Here is a 17,503-nt window from a genome sequence, read left to right as displayed (position 1 = left end):
GATTTAAAAATAACAAAAGACTACTAATAAAGCAGTCTTCAAGTTATTATTTTTTTTAGTCATTATCTTGTAAATACCAAAGTTTCTTCGGTAGAAAGGTTCTCATCAAAACGATAACCATCCACGTCAAATGCTTTCACTTGATCCAAAGTTTCAACTTTATTTTCTGCACAATAACGCGCCATTGCACCACGAGCATGTTTAAAATACATCATGATTTTTTTCAATTCACCGTTTTTGTAATCTTGAAACTCTACATCAATCATCGGAACTTTTAACGATTTTTTATCCAAAACTTTAGCATATTCATTACTTGCTAAATTTAAGATAAACTCGCCTTTCTTCAATTTTGAATTTAGAAAAGGTGTCAAAATTTCTTTCCAAAAACCATACAAATTTTTCGAACCATGAACATCTAATTTAGAACCCATTTCCAATCGATACAACATTACTTTATCAGAAGGACGCAACATTCCATAAAGCCCAGATAACAAAAAAGTATGTTTATTAAAGTAATCAAATGCTTCATCATCTAAAGTTTCAGCATTTAAACCTCTATAAACTTCACCTTTGAAAGCTAAAGCTGCTGGAATAGCTTGTTTCGCAGTAGGTTTAACATTCCAAACCTGATTACGCTCCACATTCATTTCTGCAATGTCTTTCGAAATTTTCATTAATTTTTCAAGATCAGTTGTACTCATTTCTTTCATAACATCCATAATTTCTTGTGAATGTTCCAAAAATTGAGGTGTTGTTGCTCTCCATTTAGCATTCATTTCCAAATTCATCATCTTCGCTGGAGAAAGTAATATTTTCATAGTTTTTTTCTTAAAAATAAATTATAAATAATCTTCAATATCACCTTTACCATCACGTAAAACCTCTACTCCATCTGTCATATCAACAACAGTAGACGCAATATTATCTCCATAACCACTATCAATCACAGCATCTACAAGTTTCTCCCATTTTTCAAAAATCAATTCAGGATCTGTTGTATATTCTACAATTTCATCTTCATCATAAATAGAAGTTGAGGCAATAGGATTTCCTAATTTTTCTACAATCATTTGTGGAACAGCATGATCTGGAACACGAATACCAACCGTTTTTTTCCCTTTGTAAGCTACAGGTAAATTGCGCGAAGCATTCATAACAAATGTAAAAGGACCTGGTAGAGCGCGTTTCAAAATTTTGAACGTACTATTATCAATTGGTAAAGTATATTGAGACAAATGGCTTAGATCGTTACAAACAATCGAAAAATGAGATTTTTCTAATTTTACACCTTTCAATCGTGCCAATTTTTCCATTGCTTTAATATTCGTAATATCACATCCTAATCCATACACAGTATCAGAAGGATAAATAATTAAACCTCCATTTTGTAGAATCTTAACCACTTGATCAACCGCTTTTTCTTGTGGATTTTCTGGATGAATTCTGATATAATCTGCCATTTGTAAATCTTTATTCAAAGATACAAAATTGCAATCAATAAAATTCTTTCCTAAATTTTTGTTTTTGATTGGATGATTGAAGAAATTGATATTCTTCTTTAGTTGCATGATATTTTCTTAAAAAACTCCAACTAACAATTTTGTAAGTTCTTGTAAAGAGATGTCAACCATACTAATTTTACAGAAAAATTAAACATGATTTTAGCAGAAAATATAGTAGCCTTTCATCATTATTCTTTAAAAGTAAATGACTTTGAAAAAACATTGAAATTTTATGATTCTTTAGGTTTTGAAGAGGTTCATTCATGGTCATTGCCTTCTTTTAAGTTAAAAAAAGCTGTAATGATTTACAATAAAAATATCAATTGTTACATCGAATTATTTGATAAAGATGCTGAAATTCCAACTCAAGGTAGAAAAAGGCAAGCGGATGATGAATACATTGAAAATTCAATCTTACATATTTGTTTTATGGTAAAAGATGCAGAAAAAGCTCGAGAAGAGGCAATAAAAAATGGAGCTTTTGATTTGAGTAAAGGTGTTCACGAACTTTTATTAAGTAACGATAAAAAACCGGTTAATGTTCGTAATAGTCTTGTTTATAGTCCTAATGGAGAGGTTATTGAATTTTTAGAAAATGTACATTTTTAAATTTTTATAAATCTAATTTATTGATATTTTCTAATAGTGATAAAACTTTATCTCCTTTTGAAGATAACTTATAAATTGATTTTGTTTTATCTTTTTCATTCTCAATCAAATGATCTATTTGCAATTCTTTCAATTGTTTTGTCAAAATTCTATCAGTAAGATTAGGAAATTCTAATTTCAAATCAGAATAACTTTTTGTAGTTTCCTTTAAAGTAAAAATTATTGAAACCTTCCATCTACCAGTGATTAAGGATAAAACCTTGTAAGCGTTACAAAAGTTTTCTAAATATTTATCATTAATAGAATTTGTAGAATTTTCTTTCTTCATAATTGAATGAGATTGAAAAAAAATAAGGCTAAAATTTAATCTTTAGCCTTGTTTTTTTATCTATTTATTCTTCAAAATCTCGTGGAAAACAGTTTGAGCTGAGAAAATTCGGTTCGTTGCTTCATCAATTACGATAGAACGATCAGAATCTAAAACTTCATCAGATACTACTACATTGCGACGAACTGGTAAACAATGCATAAATTTTCCGTTATTTGTCAAATTCATTTTATCCATTGTCACTTCCCAATCCTTATCACCATCATTCGGTTGACCATAATTTTCAAAAGAAGACCAGTTTTTTGCATAGACAAAATCAGCATCTTTCAACGCTTCATCTTGATCATAAGCAATCGTTGCTCCATTAGTAAATTTTGGATCTAACTCCAAACCTTTTGGTTGTACAACTGTAAAATCTACCCAATCTACCTTAGAAAACCATTGCGCAAAAGAATTCGGAACAGCTTGTGGCAAACGACGTGGATGCGGCGCCCAAGTCATCACAACTTTCACTTTCTTTTCAGGTTTTGTCCCAGGCGTATAACCCGTTTTTTCTGCAATTGTAATTAAATCAGCAAAAGACTGTAATGGATGTAAAGTTGCACTTTCCAAAGAGACAACAGGAACAGAAGATAATTCTTTTACTTTATTGAACATGATTTCGTTATAATCTTCATCACGATCTACTAATTTCGGAAAAGTACGAACGCCTAAAACATCACAATACGCACTCATTACCTGAATTGCTTCTTTGATATGTTCTTGCGTATCTCCGTTCATCACAGCACCATCAGCCATTTCCAATGTCCAAGAATCTGCTCCAGCATTCAAAACCCAAGCATTTGCTCCAAGATTATAAGCCGCTTTAATAGAGCTTAGACGTGTACGTAAACTTGGATTAAAAAATATTAAACCAATTGTTTTGTTTTTACCAACCTCTTGTTGAGCAAAAGGATTTGCTTTAATTTCTAAGGCTATTTTTAGTAATTCGTCGATGTTTTCTACATCATTAACCGAAGTAAATTGTTTCATAATTGAGAAGAATCTTTTGTTTTATTTGTTCTGCAAAATTAGTTGAAACAATCGAGGTTTAAAGAATTATTTTTTCTAATTTTCACTTAAAACAACGTCAATTCATCTTGCGGACCACGAATATCTAAATCTAAATCATTGTTTAATTTCTTAATAAAATATTTGGCTAACATTGGCGATTCTAACTCTAAATTTTGATGAATAAAGAAATACAATTTCAGCAAACCTTCTGCTTTCCAAAGTTTAATTGTTTCAATCCATTCATCTAATCGTTCATAATCGGAGGGAATATTTGCTCCAACAAAACGCACAAAAGCTTCATTCGAAGTCAATCGCATATGCACCATATCTCTCCTACCCGCTGTATCAACAATAATATTTGAAATGTTATGCTTTTCTAATAACGAAACCAATCGATTAAAATTTTCTTCGTTCGAAAACCAATCTTCATGACGAAGTTCTACAGCTAACGGATAACCTTTCGGAAAATTTTGAATGAAATTTTCTAATTTTTCAAAATCTTTTGGAGCAAAATTTTCGTGCATTTGTAAGAAAATCATTCCTAATTTTTCTTCAAATAACGCAACTGCATCCAAATATTCATTCAATTTATCTGTCACATTTTGCAATCGTCCATAATGACTAATACTTTGTGGAATTTTCGGGAAAAATTTAAAATCTTTTGGAGTTTTATTTGCCCAAGTTTCGACATTTTCTTTACTTGGCGAACGATAATATGTCGCATTTAGCTCGATACTATTAAATTGCTTTGAATAATAACTCAATTCATCTTTTGTTTTAGGCGGATAAAAATTCTTCAAATCTTGCTTATTCCATTTTGCACAGCCTACATATACTTCGAAATTATCTGATTTATCAGCTTTATTCAAAAAAATCAATCGTTTCTTTTGGCGTTTTTGGCAATCTAAAATTAACCAATTCTAGGTTTTCTACTTTTCCGAATTTCATCTTTCTAAATTTGAACGAAAATTAAGCAATTATAAGCAGTTCTCATGATCTATTTTACGACAAAATGTCAGAAAAATTTCATTTGGAATATCTTTTGAAATTTAGAATTCGTCAATAAATCTTATGATTTAGACTATTTACAAGAAAAACTAATTATTAAATAATAAAAATACAATAACGATGAATAAAGGAAATATTAATGTTTCGGTAGAGAATATCTTTCCATTAATTAAGAAGTTTTTATACAGCGATCACGAAATCTTTTTACGTGAATTAATTTCAAATGCTTCTGACGCAACCCTGAAATTAAAGCATTTAACAAGTATTGGTGACGCAAAAGTAGAATACGGAAATCCAAAAATTGAAGTAAAAATCAATAAAGACGATAATACTTTGCACATTATTGACCAAGGTTTGGGAATGACAGCTGATGAAGTGGAGAAATACATCAATCAAGTGGCGTTTTCTGGAGCGGAAGAATTTATCAATCAACACCAAGATGCGGACGGAATTATCGGACATTTTGGTTTAGGTTTTTATTCTGCATTTATGGTTGCGGATAAAGTAGAAATCATAACAAAATCATATAAAGACGAGCCTGCAGTTCATTGGACGTGTGATGGTTCTCCTGAATTTACATTAGAAAATTCGGATAAAACAGATCGTGGAACTGAAATCGTTTTACACATTGCAGAAGACTCGAAAGAGTTTTTAGACGAATGGAAAATCCGTGAATTATTGAATAAATACAATAAATTCATGCCAATTCCGATCAAATTTGGAACGAAAAAAGAAACACTTCCTTTACCAGAAGATGCTTCAGAAGATGCAAAACCTGAGGAAATCGAAGTTGATGATATTATCAATAATACAAATCCGGCTTGGACAAAAGCGCCATCAGAATTGTCTGACGAAGATTATCAAAATTTCTACAGAGAATTGTATCCAATGCAATTCGAAGAACCTTTATTCCATATTCACTTAAATGTTGATTATCCATTTAATTTGACTGGAATTTTATTCTTCCCAAAATTAGGAAACAACATCAATATTGATAAAGATCGTATTCAATTGTACCAAAATCAAGTGTTTGTAACAGACGAAGTGAAAGGAATTGTACCTGATTTCTTGATGTTATTGCGCGGTGTGATTGATTCTCCAGATATTCCGTTGAATGTTTCGCGTTCGTACTTACAAGCTGATGGAGCAGTTAAGAAAATTTCTGCGCATATTACGAAAAAAGTGGCGGATAAAATGTCTTCATTAATGAATCAAAATCGTGAAGATTACGAGCAAAAATGGAACGATATTAAAGTTGTCATTGAATATGGAATGATTTCGGAAGATAAATTCTTCGAAAAATCTGACAAATTTGCATTGTATCCAACAGTTGATGGTAAATATTTTACTTGGGCCGAATTAAATAGTGCGATTAAAGACAACCAAACAAATAAAGACGGAAAATTAGTTATTCTTTACGCATCTGATGTTGATGGACAAGATCAATACATACAAATTGCGAAAGAAAAAGGTTACGAAGTAATTTTATTAGATTCTCCTATTTCTTCTCACTTGATTCAGAAGTTAGAATCTACAAAAGAAAATGTAACATTTGTTCGTGTTGATGCAGATCATATCAATAATTTGATTGAAAAAGATGAAGTTAAAATTTCCAAATTATCTGATGATGATAAAGAAAAATTGAAAACTGAAATCACAGAATCAATCAACAATAAATCATATACAATTCAATTAGAAGATTTATCTGGAACAGATGCACCTTTCATCATTACGCAATCAGAATTTATGCGTCGTATGAAAGATATGCAAGCTTCTGGCGGAGCTGGGATGTTTGGAATGGGTAATTTACCTGAAATGTATAATGTTGTTGTGAATGCAAACTCGGATTTAGCAACAGAAATTTTAGCTAAAGATTCGAAAGAAGAAAAAGAAGCGTTGATTAATCAAGCATTAGATCTAGCAAAATTATCACAAGGTTTGTTAAAAGGTAAAGAATTAACAAATTTTATCAATAGAAGTTTTAAGAACATTAAATAATCTCAGAACACTATATTTTAGTAATCTTAAACTTAAAATCCAGCACATAATGTGCTGGATTTTTTATTTCTAAATAGATTTATTGATGTGTTAAACTTTTAAAATTAATCTGAAATAATTTGTAAAACATGATTTTTATCATTAATTTTACATCAAGGAATTAATAATTATTCGTTCAGGACTTCAAAATACTTTAGTTGTTTTGAAACAGAACATTAAAATTAATAGTTGTTTTTCCACAAAATAACGAAATTTTTAAGCCGACAGAGAATTTTCATAATAAGGTGAAAATTAATTCAAATCATTATCAAAAATTTCGGGAAGGATTTCAAGAAATTGAAATCCTTTTTTCTCCAGACGTTCTTTTTAAATCGATTTTGCTCATAGTTTTTGCATTTTTACATATAATTAATAATCAATCAGACATGAGTACATTTCATTTATTATTTACAATAGATATTTGTTCTATTTATAAAAATTCTTTTTTTATAATCATTTAAATAGAACAAGTTACAATGGACTTATTCAGAAGAAAGAATTTGACATTGGGAAGGATTTCAAGAAATTGAAATCCTTTTTTTATGCAATTATTATAACAAAAAAAGAGCGACAAATATGTCGCTCTTTTAATATATATCAGAATGTTATTATTCTTGTGATACAATTTTTGCAGATAAATACTCACGGTTCATACGTGCGATGTTATCTAAAGAAATTCCTTTTGGACATTCGATTTCACAAGCTCCTGTATTTGTACAGTTACCAAAACCTTCTAAATCCATTTGTGCAACCATTTTTTGAGCACGACGAGCAGCTTCTACTTGTCCTTGTGGTAATAATGCGAATTGAGAAACTTTAGCTCCTACGAATAACATTGCAGATCCATTTTTACAAGTTGCAACACAAGCTCCACAACCAATACATGTTGCAGCGTCAAACGCTTCATCTGCATGCATTTTGTTTACTGGAATGTTGTTTGCATCTACTGTACGTCCTGATGTGTTTACAGAAATGTAACCACCAGCTTGTTGGATACGGTCGAAAGATGAACGGTCTACAATTAAATCTTTGATTACTGGGAATGCAGCAGATCTCCATGGTTCGATGTAAATCGTTTCACCATCTTTGAACATACGCATATGTAATTGACAAGTTGTAACACCTCTATCTGGTCCGTGCGCTTCTCCATTGATGAATAAAGAACACATACCACAAATACCTTCACGACAGTCGTGGTCGAATGCAACTGGCTCTTTTCCTTCCTCTATTAATTGCTCGTTTAATAAATCAAGCATTTCTAAGAAAGAAGAATCAGTAGAAACATCTTTTAAGGAATATGTTTCCATTTTTCCTTGAGCATTAGCGTTTTTTTGACGCCAAATTTTCAGCGTGATGCTGATTGTTTTTGATGATGCCATAATTCTATATGATATTTTGACATTTTGCTTGAAAGTTTGTTATCAAGCAAAATGATTTTATTATTTATAACTACGAGTTTTAAGCTCGATATATTTGTAATTTAATTCCTCTTTGTGTAAAACCTCAGTGTTGATATCATCACCTTTATATTCCCAAGCGGCAACATAAGTATAGTTTTCATCATCACGCATTGCTTCACCTTCTTCTGTTTGGTACTCCTCACGGAAGTGACCACCACAAGACTCATTACGGTTAAGAGCATCAATTGCCATTAACTGTCCTAATTCTAAGAAGTCAGCTACACGTCCAGCTTTTTCTAACTCAGTATTCATTTCGTTAGCATCACCAGGAACTTTTACATCACGATAGAATTCTTCACGTAAAGCAGCAATTTCAGCAATCGCTTCTTTTAAACCTTGAGCATTACGAGCCATACCTACTTTGTTCCACATAATAATTCCTAAACGTTTGTGGAAACTATCTACAGTTTTAGTTCCTTTATTGCTTAAGAAATGTTGAATTTGGTCTTTAACAGCCTTTTCAGCTTCATCAAATTCTGGCGTATTTGTAGGAATTTTACCTGTACGAATATCTGCTGATAAATAATCTGCAATTGTATAAGGTAATACGAAATAACCATCTGCTAAACCTTGCATTAATGCAGAAGCTCCTAAACGGTTAGCTCCGTGATCAGAGAAGTTAGCTTCTCCTACTACGAAACATCCAGGAATTGTTGATTGTAAGTTGTAGTCAACCCAAACACCACCCATTGTATAGTGAATTGCAGGATAGATACGCATTGGATTTTCGTATGGATTCTCATCTGTAATTTTCCAATACATTTGGAATAAGTTTCCATATTTCTCTTCAATCCATTTTTTACCTAATTTCTCGATTTCAGCATCTGATGGATTTTGATCTCCGTTTGCGAAAGCAACCTCACGACCTTTTTTCTTGATCTCATCTGTAAAATCTAAGTAAACTCCTTCTCCAGTTTCATTTGCTTCAATACCATAACCAGCATCACAACGCTCTTTTGCAGCACGAGATGCAACGTCACGAGGAACTAAGTTACCAAATGCAGGATAACGTCTTTCTAAGTAGTAATCTCTGTCTTCTTCTTTGATATCAACTGCTTTTTTCTTACCAGCACGGATTGCTTCAGCATCTTCTTTCTTTTTAGGAACCCAGATACGACCAGAGTTACGTAAAGATTCAGACATTAAAGTCAATTTAGATTGATTTGTTCCGTGGGTTGGAATACAAGTTGGGTGAATTTGTACATAACAAGGGTTAGCAAAATAAGCACCTTTTTTGTGAATTTTCCATGCTGAAGTTACGTTAGAACCCATTGCATTAGAAGATAAGAAATATACGTTTCCGTAACCACCAGTAGCAATAACTACTGCGTGAGCAGAATGTCTTTCGATTTCACCTGTAATTAAATTACGAGCGATAATACCACGAGCTTTACCATCTACAAGTACAATATCTAACATTTCGTGACGGTTGTACATTTGGATGTGCCCTAAGTGAATTTGCTGATTCATTGCTGAATAAGCTCCTAATAATAGTTGTTGCCCTGTTTGACCTTTCGCATAGAAAGTACGAGATACTTGTACCCCACCAAAAGAACGATTATCTAATAACCCACCGTAATCACGTGCAAAAGGAACCCCTTGCATTACACATTGGTCGATAATATTACCAGAAACCTCCGCTAAACGATAAACGTTAGACTCACGAGCGCGGTAATCACCACCTTTGATTGTATCGTAAAATAAACGATAGATAGAGTCGTTATCTCCTTTATAATTTTTAGCAGCATTAATACCCCCTTGTGCAGCAATAGAGTGAGCACGACGTGGAGAATCTTGGTAACAAAAAGCTTTTACTTTGTATCCTAACTCTGCTAAAGTTGCAGCTGCAGAACCTCCAGCTAAACCTGTACCAACAACAATAACATCAATTTTATCACGGTTATTTGGAGCCACTAAGTTTAAATGTGCTTTGTGTTCGCTCCATTGTTTTGCGATATCTCCTTCTGGAGTTTTAGAATCTAATATACTCATTTCTTGATATTATTTAATTATTTAACAAAAAAATGGTAAACAGCAATGATAATGAAACCAGCTGGAATTAAAATAGAGTACCATTTTCCGAAAGCAACAATTACTGGCGTGTATTTGTTGTGTCTTGCTCCAATAGATTGGAATGCAGACGCAAAACCATGTTGTAAGTGTAATGATAAAAATACAAATGCAACAATGTAAATTACTAATCTTACAAAACTTAAAGCACCTTCTAATGTGAAAACGTGGTTTAAGTGATCCATAAAGTAATTTCCTTGAGCAAACTCAGGATTTGGAGCAATGTAGTGATCAGTAATTGTAGGAACCCAAAAGTCATACAAGTGTAATAATAAGAAAACTAAAATTACAGATCCAGAAACTAACATGTTTCTTGACATCCAAGAAGCATTTGCAGCACCATTATACTTTTGATAAGCAACTGGTCCACGCGCTTTCTTGTTTTGCGCTTCTAATACAAACCCCATTACAAAGTGGTATACAACACCAATTAATAAAATAGGCTGCATTAAATATTGGATAAAAGGGTTATCACTCATGAAAGCCGAAACTTCATTGAACCCATTCGGATTAATAACAGATAATGCATTAATCACGAAATGTTGTAACAAGAACACGATCAAAAATAACGCTGAAAGCGCCATCGCGAACTTCTTACCAATCGAAGATTTTAGTAATGATTCATTTGCCATAAAGCAATTCGTTTAATTTTTTAGATATTTCCACAAATTTAATCATCCCATTGCTCTAATCACAATGAAATATATCATTTCGTTAACAGATTTCGATAGTTTAGAATCATTCTTAGTTAATTAAGACATTTTTAACAATTTTTCTAAATTTTTATTGCTTAATAAATAATTAATTTCTATACTTGCAGTAGAAAAGTAGAACAACTTTTCATAGGTTTAAGTTAGTTAGGTTAATCCTCTTATAGAAATATAAGAGGATTTTTTATTTTTTTAGTTGTATGTAACATTATTCTTTTTTTTACTACATATAAAGAGCAACAGAATAATAGTTTGAATAATAAAGCAAAAATATTTACCGAATTAGTCGAGAAAAATCAGGGAATTATCCATAAGGTTTGTCGTATTTACACAGACGACAAGGATTCTCATGACGATTTATTTCAGGAAATTGTATTGCAATTATGGCGTTCTTACGATTCCTTCAAGGGAGATTCAAAATTTAGTACGTGGATGTATCGTGTTAGCTTAAACACAGCAATTACATTAATCAGAAAAAAAACAAAATCCAGTGAAACTGATTTTAATGAAGCTCAATTTTTAAACTTAACATCAGACGACAAAGACGAATTTTTAGAAGAACGTATCACACTTTTATACGCGGCAATTAGATTATTAAACGACGTAGAACGTGCATTGGTACTGCTATTTTTGGAAGACTTACCTTACAAAGACATTGCCGAAACTTTAGGAATTTCGGAAGTAAATGCACGAGTAAAGATGAACAGAGTGAAGATAAAATTAAAAGAAATAATGTTTAAAATGGAACAATAATGGAGTTAGATGACTTAAAATCAATTTGGGGTTCCATAAAGGAAGAAGAAAAGTTTGATCAAAATCAAATTTTTCAAATGTTGAAGAAAAAATCATCAACGACAATAAAATGGTTATTTATATTCACTTTTTGCGAATTTATCCTTTTTCTTGTCTACAATTTATATGTTTTAATTTCAGGAAAAAATTTTTTTAATAACGAAGTCAAAACATTAGTCGAAGAAAAAACAATTAACAATTACGAGATCGCTTCGGTTTTTAGTATTGTGATTACGTTTGGATTTTTGGTGATGGCTTATCGTTATTTCAAAAAAATAGATCTTAATCAATCTGTCGTCGATTTGATGAAAAACATTATTTCATTTCGTCGTTTGGTTAACTTGTTTATTCTTTTTACTGTTTTAAGTTTAATTGTTTCCTCTTCCCCATTTTATTATGAATTAGGCCAATCTATTTATTTGGCAAAACACGCTCATGATATACAGCCAATTTTGAATAATGCTGCTATTTATGGTTGGATTGCAATAATAACTGCTGTTGCTTTTATTGTGATTATAGGAACGGTTTATTATGGGATTATTTATTTTTTATTTTTAAGAAAACTTCAACAAAACATGAAAGAGTTGAAAGAAATGAAATAAAATCTTATTTTTGTAAACTGAATGAAAAAATTTATCCAATATCTTATGCTAACGATTTCACTGTTTATGACAGTGTATCAGTCTGCGCATATATTGGATCATACTCTAAATAAAGAGCACAAAGAGTTGAAAGACAAATTCTCTAACGTACACGATCATAGCTGTACAATTTGCCATTTCAATCAACATTTTATAGAAAATGATTCAGAAATCGAGTTATTCGAATGGTGTCAATCATTTATCCAAAAAGATAAAACACTTTACACAACTCGTGTAAAACAAGCTGTATTACTTACTCAAAAAAGTCTTCGAGCACCGCCCTACGCAATTTAATTTCAGAAAAAACCACCTTATTTTTTTAACGTTATTAAATTATTGTATTTATGTCAATCAACATAAAATGTAGTATTGCGGCTACATTATTGTGCGGAACTGTGTTTGCACAAAACATTTTCGAAGGTCAAATTATAGATAAAAATCAAAAACCAATTCCTTTCGCAACTGTATACTTCAACAACGAAGAATATCACACAAATGCCGAAGGAAAATTTAGAATTGAGAATTTAAACAAAGGAAATTATCAAGTTCAAATTGATGAACAAGGTTACGAACCTTTTTCTCAAAATATTACGTTTGATTCGCAACAAAAATTTGTTTTTACACTTACTTTTCACAAAGCATATAATTTAGATGAAGTTACTGTTTTAGGACATCATCACGATTTTTCAACAGCTAATGTAGAGCGTGTCGATCAATCTTATATTCAAGAAAACTATGCAGGATCATTAGCCAAATCACTTGAAAACATTGCAGGTGTTAATGCTTCTGGAATTGGATCATCAGCTTCAAAACCAATTATTCGTGGACTTGGTTTCAATCGATTAATTGTTGCTGAAAATGGTGTAAAACAAGAAGGACAACAATGGGGAGCCGATCATGGTTTGGAGATTGATGCGCTAAATGTTGAAGATGTCGAAGTGATAAAAGGTCCTGCGGCTTTGGAGTACGGAAATGAAGCTATTGCTGGAGTTATCAAGATTAACAATAACAATTTACCAGCGAAACATTCAATTTCTGGAGAAGTAAAAACTTTATATCAATCAATAAATGATAATTACGGAATTGGATTTAATTTGAAATCTCGTAACGATCATTTTTTCTATAAAATAAAAGGTTCATATTCTGATTATGCAGACTACAGAACGACTACTGATCGCATTTATTACCTAAATCGTTATTTACCAATTTACAATAAACGTGTAAAAAATACGGCTGGACAAGATTTGAATGCTGAAATACAAACAGGTTATATTGGTGAAAAATTTCGTTCAATTTTAACTGTTTCTAACGTTAATCAGAAAATCGGTTTCTTTCCTGGTTCACACGGAATTCCTTCTGTAGATAGACTTCAAGATGATGGAAATTATAGAAATATCGAATTTCCTTATCAAAAAGTGAATCATTTTAAAGTAATTTCCGAAAATGAATTTCGTTTAAATTCAAAAGACGTTTTAAAATTTTTAGCAAGTTATCAAAACAATCGTCGACAAGAAGTTAGTTCATTTCACACACATTATGCAAATCAACCAGTTCCAACAAAAAATCCTGATTTAGAATTAGATTTTAATTTATCAACGTATGATTCTCAATTAAAATTTGAACATAATCATAGCAAAAATTTCAAAACAATAATTGGCGCACAAGCGCAATTACAAGCCAATAATATTGCCGGTTACAATTATTTATTACCAAAATATGACCGAAATATTTTTAGCGGATTTTTGATTGAAGAATTCAAAAAAGGAAATCGTTGGAAAGTAACTGCTGGTTTACGTTACGATTATTCGACGTTCAAATCGGAAGGTTATTTTGATGAATTTCTTTACAATTATTTGATTGAAAAAGGTAATTCTGAAGGCATTGCAGATTATTATGCAAATCGTAGCAAATCAATCGATCGTATTTTCAGTAATTTAAACGGAATGATTGGTGCAACTTTTCAACCAAATGATTTATGGGATTTCAACTTGAATGTTGGAACAAATTTCCGTTTACCAACCGCTATAGAATTGGGTTCTAACGGAATTCATCACGGTAGTTTTAGACATGAACGAGGTGACGAAAATCTTGATATAGAAAAAGGAATTGCTGTAGATTTCAAATCTGTTTTTCACAAAAATGATTGGAATATTTCGCTAAGTCCGTATTTATATTATTTCAGCAATTATATTTTCTTAAAACCTTCGGGACAATTTTCGATTCTTCCTCATGGTGGACAAATTTATCAATATACACAAAGCAAAGCTTTGTTGACTGGTTTTGAATTTGAAGTTCGTAAGAAAATCAACGAAAATTTTGATGCAAATCTTGTGTACGAATATTTATACAATCGACAAATTACGGAAAATAAAAAATTCGGAAATTATCTTCCTTTCACGCCTTCAAATAATTTATTTGGACAAATTAATTATAAAATCAATCAAAATATTGCATTCTTAGAAGGTTTGAGCTTTTTTGCAAATGGAAAGTATACATTTGAGCAAGATAAAATTGCACAAAACGAAGATATTACACCAAGTTATTTCTTGGTTGGAATTGGAGGAAAAACGAAACTTAAATTCAATAATTTTAGTGCAAATTTAAGTATTCAGGTTTCTAATTTATTCAATAAAAACTATTACAATCACACCAGTTTTTATCGTGCATTGCAATTACCAGAACAAGCTCGAAACATACAAGTTATGTTAGGAATTCCGTTCGGAAAATAGTTGATACATGAAAAAGAGACATCCTATTTTTGGACTTTTCTTTAGTATTATTCTTTTTTCGATTCCAATTTTTAATCAATTACATTTTTCTTTAATCGATCATTCACAAGATTTTTCGAATCAAAAGAAAGAAATTATTCATCATCAATGTAATCACTTTACATTCTATTCTGTCTTTATTGACACGCATGATGATCCAAAAATTGAAGGAAAACAAAACGAAGAATTTTACAGAAAAGAAAGTTTTGAACAAGTAGAAAAAATTAAACTTTCTACAATTGAATATCATTTTACACGAGGTCCGCCTCAAGATTTTGTTTATTAATAAATCAACCAGAATCTTAAAAAATAACATTCAATTCAAAAAAATTAAAACAATGAAAAATTCAATTTTAAAATATTCATTCATAACATTATCAGCATTATTCATTACATCTTGTTCATCAGATGATTCTTCATTAGATACAACAAAACCAGAAATTAATTTAATTTCTCCAAAAGATGAAGCTCACCTACATTTAGGTGACGAGATTAATATTGAAGCTATCTTGAAAGATAATATTGAGTTGGGAGCTGTAAAAATTGATATTCATTATGCAGGAGATGGACATACTCATAACCATCGTTCTGCTAGTGCGCAAGAAGCATCGAGTTCTACAAATACTCAATGGGAATTTACCAAAGAAGAAGCAATTCCTTCAGGTAAAAAGGAATATGCATACAATTATAAAGTTGCAATTCCCCAAGAAGGTATTGTAGATGGTGCATATCATTTAGGATTAATTCTAATTGATAAAGCAGGAAATCAATCCGAAACATACATCGAAATCGATATAGTTGACCATAGCCACGATCATTAATTATTTTTTTATATAAAAAGCCTGAAATTTCAGGCTTTTTCTTATGCGCATTGTTAAAAGAATACTATTTTAGCACTCTTCAATTATATCAAAACAAAAAAATGATTGCAATAGCAGATAGTGGTTCTACTAAAACGGATTGGGTAATTTTAGATAGCGACCTTAATGAAGTTTTTAGAACAAGTACAATTGGATTTAATCCGTATTTTGTAACAGCAGAAGATATTACGACTGAATTACAAAAAAATGAAGATTTTGCACCTGTTGCAAATGATTTCGCAAAAATCTTTTTTTATGGTGCTGGAACTTCCAGCGAAACAATGCATGCTGTTGTTAAAGAAGGTTTACAAAACTTCTTTACAAATGCCGAATTTGTAATAGACCATGATTTATTAGCCGCTTGTTATGCCACTTACATGGGAAAACCTGCAATGGTTTGTATCTTAGGAACAGGTTCTAACTCTTGTTATTTCGATGGAACAACAATGCGCGAAGAAACAAAATCTTTAGCTTATATCTTAGGAGACGAAGGTTCTGGAAATGACTTAGGAAAACGTGTATTACGCGCTTTTTACACAAAAAAAATGCCTCCACATTTAGCCAAAGCTTTTGATGATTATTATAAATTATCTGTAGATGAGTTAAATAAAAATGTGTACCAAAATAAATTTGCAAACACATATTTAGCATCTTTCAATAAATTTGTTGTCGAACATAAAAATGATCCATTTATTCAGAAAATTATTTATGATGCAATGTCTTCATTTATCGAATACCAAATTATGCCTTATGAAGAAGCTCGTCATTCTGAATTAAATTTCATTGGTTCAATTGCTCATATTTACGAAGATGTTATTCGTTCAGTTGCGGCAGAATATCACTTAACAGTTGGTCATATTATTAGAAAGCCAATTGATAATGTTGTTGATTATCACAAAAAGTATTTGATTAAATAATCATGGTAGCTCAACCAAAAATAGCGGTAATTTCTTACAATACTCCTCATCGCAAAACACAAGATGTTTTGCACGGATTAAAAGCTAAAGGTTATCAAAATGTAAAAATTTTTGCATTGCCTTTTTTACAAAGAAAAAATCCGTTCAAACCGATTTATCAACATCGTCCAAGTAAAGCGATTCAAGTAAATTTAGATGATTACTGTAATAATTTTGGTTATAATTTTGATTTAACAACTGCTGAAACGTTGAATAATCAATTAAACGATTATAAAGCTGAATATGTAATTATTGCAGGTGCAGGATTATTACCAGATGAATTGGTTGAAAATCATAGAATTATCAATACACACCCAGGTTTTTTACCTTTGACAAGAGGTTTAGATTCATTAAAATGGGCAATCACAAAAGGTGTAGAGATTGGTGTTACAACTCATTTTGTAGACACAGAAGCTGACGCTGGCTTTTTGATTGAACAACAATATATTCCTGTTTATGGAAATGATACATTTCATTCATTAGCTAATCGTCAATATGAAACAGAAATTGAAATGTTAGTTAATTCGATTGAATTAATTCCAACACTTTCAGAATTCAAATCACTTTCATCAAATGAATTTGAGGCTACGCGCAGAATGCCAAAAGCTATAGAAGAAAATTTGATGCAAGCATTTGAAACATACAAAGAAAAATATAAAAGGGATTAAATATTTTTTAGAAAAAAATTAAAAAGAAGCTGTCTCAAAAG

General features: G+C 31.1%; 17 protein-coding genes and 1 pseudogene. 10 read left to right on the top strand and 8 right to left on the bottom strand.

Annotated elements, in window-relative coordinates:
• Nucleotides 1-62: 62 nt before the first annotated feature.
• Together yaaA and B4E95_RS03790 are read right to left on the bottom strand one after the other, a co-directional pair.
• Nucleotides 63-818: a peroxide stress protein YaaA gene (yaaA, locus tag B4E95_RS03795; RefSeq protein ID WP_291073675.1), complete on the bottom strand. Its 756-nt coding sequence runs from the start codon at nucleotides 816-818 to the stop codon at nucleotides 63-65.
• Between the two features lie 21 nt (nucleotides 819-839).
• Nucleotides 840-1,460 carry an L-threonylcarbamoyladenylate synthase gene (locus B4E95_RS03790; protein ID WP_291090061.1) on the bottom strand — a complete coding sequence of 207 codons (621 nt, stop codon included), beginning with the start codon at nucleotides 1,458-1,460 and terminating at the stop codon, nucleotides 840-842.
• Nucleotides 1,461-1,655: 195 nt separating this feature from the next.
• Between B4E95_RS03790 and B4E95_RS03785 the strand changes: the two genes are divergently transcribed.
• Nucleotides 1,656-2,111, top strand: coding sequence for a VOC family protein (locus B4E95_RS03785; protein ID WP_280062172.1), 456 nt, complete (start codon nucleotides 1,656-1,658; stop codon nucleotides 2,109-2,111).
• 4 nt (nucleotides 2,112-2,115) lie between these two features.
• On the opposite strand, the gene B4E95_RS03780 is transcribed toward B4E95_RS03785, so the two are convergent.
• From B4E95_RS03780 to B4E95_RS03770, 3 genes and pseudogenes are all read right to left on the bottom strand, one after another.
• Nucleotides 2,116-2,439 (bottom strand): winged helix-turn-helix transcriptional regulator, encoded by a 324-nt coding sequence (locus tag B4E95_RS03780; protein ID WP_280062173.1) that lies wholly within the window; start codon nucleotides 2,437-2,439, stop codon nucleotides 2,116-2,118.
• A 60-nt stretch (nucleotides 2,440-2,499) separates the two neighbouring features.
• Nucleotides 2,500-3,471, bottom strand: a complete 972-nt coding sequence (locus B4E95_RS03775; protein ID WP_291090021.1) for an N-acetylornithine carbamoyltransferase — start codon at nucleotides 3,469-3,471, stop codon at nucleotides 2,500-2,502.
• An 86-nt stretch (nucleotides 3,472-3,557) separates the two neighbouring features.
• Nucleotides 3,558-4,440: pseudogene (locus tag B4E95_RS03770) on the bottom strand (DUF72 domain-containing protein).
• A gap of 180 nt (nucleotides 4,441-4,620) precedes the next feature.
• Here B4E95_RS03770 and htpG point away from each other — a divergent pair.
• Nucleotides 4,621-6,498 carry a molecular chaperone HtpG gene (htpG, locus tag B4E95_RS03765; RefSeq protein ID WP_291090018.1) on the top strand — a complete coding sequence of 626 codons (1,878 nt, stop codon included), beginning with the start codon at nucleotides 4,621-4,623 and terminating at the stop codon, nucleotides 6,496-6,498.
• 647 nt (nucleotides 6,499-7,145) lie between these two features.
• Here htpG and B4E95_RS03760 read toward each other — a convergent pair.
• From B4E95_RS03760 to B4E95_RS03750, 3 genes are read right to left on the bottom strand one after another with little or no spacing between them, the layout of a single operon-like run.
• On the bottom strand, nucleotides 7,146-7,916 hold the full coding sequence (locus tag B4E95_RS03760) for a succinate dehydrogenase/fumarate reductase iron-sulfur subunit (protein ID WP_038337216.1): 771 nt from the start codon (nucleotides 7,914-7,916) through the stop codon (nucleotides 7,146-7,148).
• Nucleotides 7,917-7,976: 60 nt separating this feature from the next.
• The gene (locus B4E95_RS03755; RefSeq protein ID WP_291090015.1) at nucleotides 7,977-9,989 is read right to left on the bottom strand and encodes a fumarate reductase/succinate dehydrogenase flavoprotein subunit; all 2,013 of its coding nucleotides are present in this window, start codon (nucleotides 9,987-9,989) and stop codon (nucleotides 7,977-7,979) included.
• A 17-nt stretch (nucleotides 9,990-10,006) separates the two neighbouring features.
• Nucleotides 10,007-10,699, bottom strand: a complete 693-nt coding sequence (locus B4E95_RS03750) for a succinate dehydrogenase cytochrome b subunit (protein ID WP_038337219.1) — start codon at nucleotides 10,697-10,699, stop codon at nucleotides 10,007-10,009.
• Nucleotides 10,700-11,029: 330 nt separating this feature from the next.
• On the opposite strand from B4E95_RS03750, the gene B4E95_RS03745 reads away from it, so the two are divergent.
• From B4E95_RS03745 to B4E95_RS03710, 8 genes are all read left to right on the top strand, one after another.
• Nucleotides 11,030-11,530: an RNA polymerase sigma factor gene (locus B4E95_RS03745; RefSeq protein ID WP_291061969.1), complete on the top strand. Its 501-nt coding sequence runs from the start codon at nucleotides 11,030-11,032 to the stop codon at nucleotides 11,528-11,530.
• Entirely contained in the window at nucleotides 11,530-12,171 is a 642-nt protein-coding gene (locus tag B4E95_RS03740; protein WP_291090012.1) for a hypothetical protein, read from the top strand. The genes B4E95_RS03745 and B4E95_RS03740 overlap by 1 nt, the downstream gene beginning before the upstream one ends.
• A gap of 66 nt (nucleotides 12,172-12,237) precedes the next feature.
• Nucleotides 12,238-12,504: a hypothetical protein gene (locus B4E95_RS03735; RefSeq protein WP_291049116.1), complete on the top strand. Its 267-nt coding sequence runs from the start codon at nucleotides 12,238-12,240 to the stop codon at nucleotides 12,502-12,504.
• A 50-nt stretch (nucleotides 12,505-12,554) separates the two neighbouring features.
• The gene (locus B4E95_RS03730; RefSeq protein ID WP_291090009.1) at nucleotides 12,555-14,939 is read left to right on the top strand and encodes a TonB-dependent receptor; all 2,385 of its coding nucleotides are present in this window, start codon (nucleotides 12,555-12,557) and stop codon (nucleotides 14,937-14,939) included.
• 7 nt (nucleotides 14,940-14,946) lie between these two features.
• Nucleotides 14,947-15,264: a hypothetical protein gene (locus tag B4E95_RS03725; protein WP_188319924.1), complete on the top strand. Its 318-nt coding sequence runs from the start codon at nucleotides 14,947-14,949 to the stop codon at nucleotides 15,262-15,264.
• Between the two features lie 52 nt (nucleotides 15,265-15,316).
• Nucleotides 15,317-15,799: a DUF4625 domain-containing protein gene (locus B4E95_RS03720; protein WP_291061979.1), complete on the top strand. Its 483-nt coding sequence runs from the start codon at nucleotides 15,317-15,319 to the stop codon at nucleotides 15,797-15,799.
• Nucleotides 15,800-15,900: 101 nt separating this feature from the next.
• Complete coding sequence (locus B4E95_RS03715) at nucleotides 15,901-16,755, top strand: BadF/BadG/BcrA/BcrD ATPase family protein (RefSeq protein WP_221855585.1); 855 nt, start codon at nucleotides 15,901-15,903, stop codon at nucleotides 16,753-16,755.
• A gap of 2 nt (nucleotides 16,756-16,757) precedes the next feature.
• Complete coding sequence (locus B4E95_RS03710; RefSeq protein WP_291061981.1) at nucleotides 16,758-17,462, top strand: formyltransferase family protein; 705 nt, start codon at nucleotides 16,758-16,760, stop codon at nucleotides 17,460-17,462.
• Nucleotides 17,463-17,503 lie beyond the last annotated feature (41 nt).

Origin of the sequence: Empedobacter sp. UBA7494, from assembly GCF_002478465.1 — a bacterium.
GTDB lineage: Bacteria > Bacteroidota > Bacteroidia > Flavobacteriales > Weeksellaceae > Empedobacter > Empedobacter falsenii_B.
Note: the sequence above shows the minus strand (reverse complement) of the source record. Positions and strands in the feature narration are given on the sequence as shown.

Excerpts from the sequence above, each read along its gene's own strand:
- B4E95_RS03725 (WP_188319924.1), top strand. The coding sequence starts at position 14,947 with ATGAAAAAGAGACATCCTATTTTTGGACTTTTCTTTAGTATTATTCTT.
- B4E95_RS03720 (WP_291061979.1), top strand. The coding sequence starts at position 15,317 with ATGAAAAATTCAATTTTAAAATATTCATTCATAACATTATCAGCATTA.
- B4E95_RS03790 (WP_291090061.1), bottom strand. The coding sequence starts at position 1,460 with ATGGCAGATTATATCAGAATTCATCCAGAAAATCCACAAGAAAAAGCG.
- B4E95_RS03735 (WP_291049116.1), top strand. The coding sequence starts at position 12,238 with ATGACAGTGTATCAGTCTGCGCATATATTGGATCATACTCTAAATAAA.
- B4E95_RS03730 (WP_291090009.1), top strand. The coding sequence starts at position 12,555 with ATGTCAATCAACATAAAATGTAGTATTGCGGCTACATTATTGTGCGGA.
- yaaA (WP_291073675.1), bottom strand. The coding sequence starts at position 818 with ATGAAAATATTACTTTCTCCAGCGAAGATGATGAATTTGGAAATGAAT.
- B4E95_RS03775 (WP_291090021.1), bottom strand. The coding sequence starts at position 3,471 with ATGAAACAATTTACTTCGGTTAATGATGTAGAAAACATCGACGAATTA.
- B4E95_RS03740 (WP_291090012.1), top strand. The coding sequence starts at position 11,530 with ATGGAGTTAGATGACTTAAAATCAATTTGGGGTTCCATAAAGGAAGAA.
- B4E95_RS03710 (WP_291061981.1), top strand. The coding sequence starts at position 16,758 with ATGGTAGCTCAACCAAAAATAGCGGTAATTTCTTACAATACTCCTCAT.
- htpG (WP_291090018.1), top strand. The coding sequence starts at position 4,621 with ATGAATAAAGGAAATATTAATGTTTCGGTAGAGAATATCTTTCCATTA.
- B4E95_RS03785 (WP_280062172.1), top strand. The coding sequence starts at position 1,656 with ATGATTTTAGCAGAAAATATAGTAGCCTTTCATCATTATTCTTTAAAA.
- B4E95_RS03750 (WP_038337219.1), bottom strand. The coding sequence starts at position 10,699 with ATGGCAAATGAATCATTACTAAAATCTTCGATTGGTAAGAAGTTCGCG.
- B4E95_RS03715 (WP_221855585.1), top strand. The coding sequence starts at position 15,901 with ATGATTGCAATAGCAGATAGTGGTTCTACTAAAACGGATTGGGTAATT.
- B4E95_RS03780 (WP_280062173.1), bottom strand. The coding sequence starts at position 2,439 with ATGAAGAAAGAAAATTCTACAAATTCTATTAATGATAAATATTTAGAA.
- B4E95_RS03755 (WP_291090015.1), bottom strand. The coding sequence starts at position 9,989 with ATGAGTATATTAGATTCTAAAACTCCAGAAGGAGATATCGCAAAACAA.
- B4E95_RS03760 (WP_038337216.1), bottom strand. The coding sequence starts at position 7,916 with ATGGCATCATCAAAAACAATCAGCATCACGCTGAAAATTTGGCGTCAA.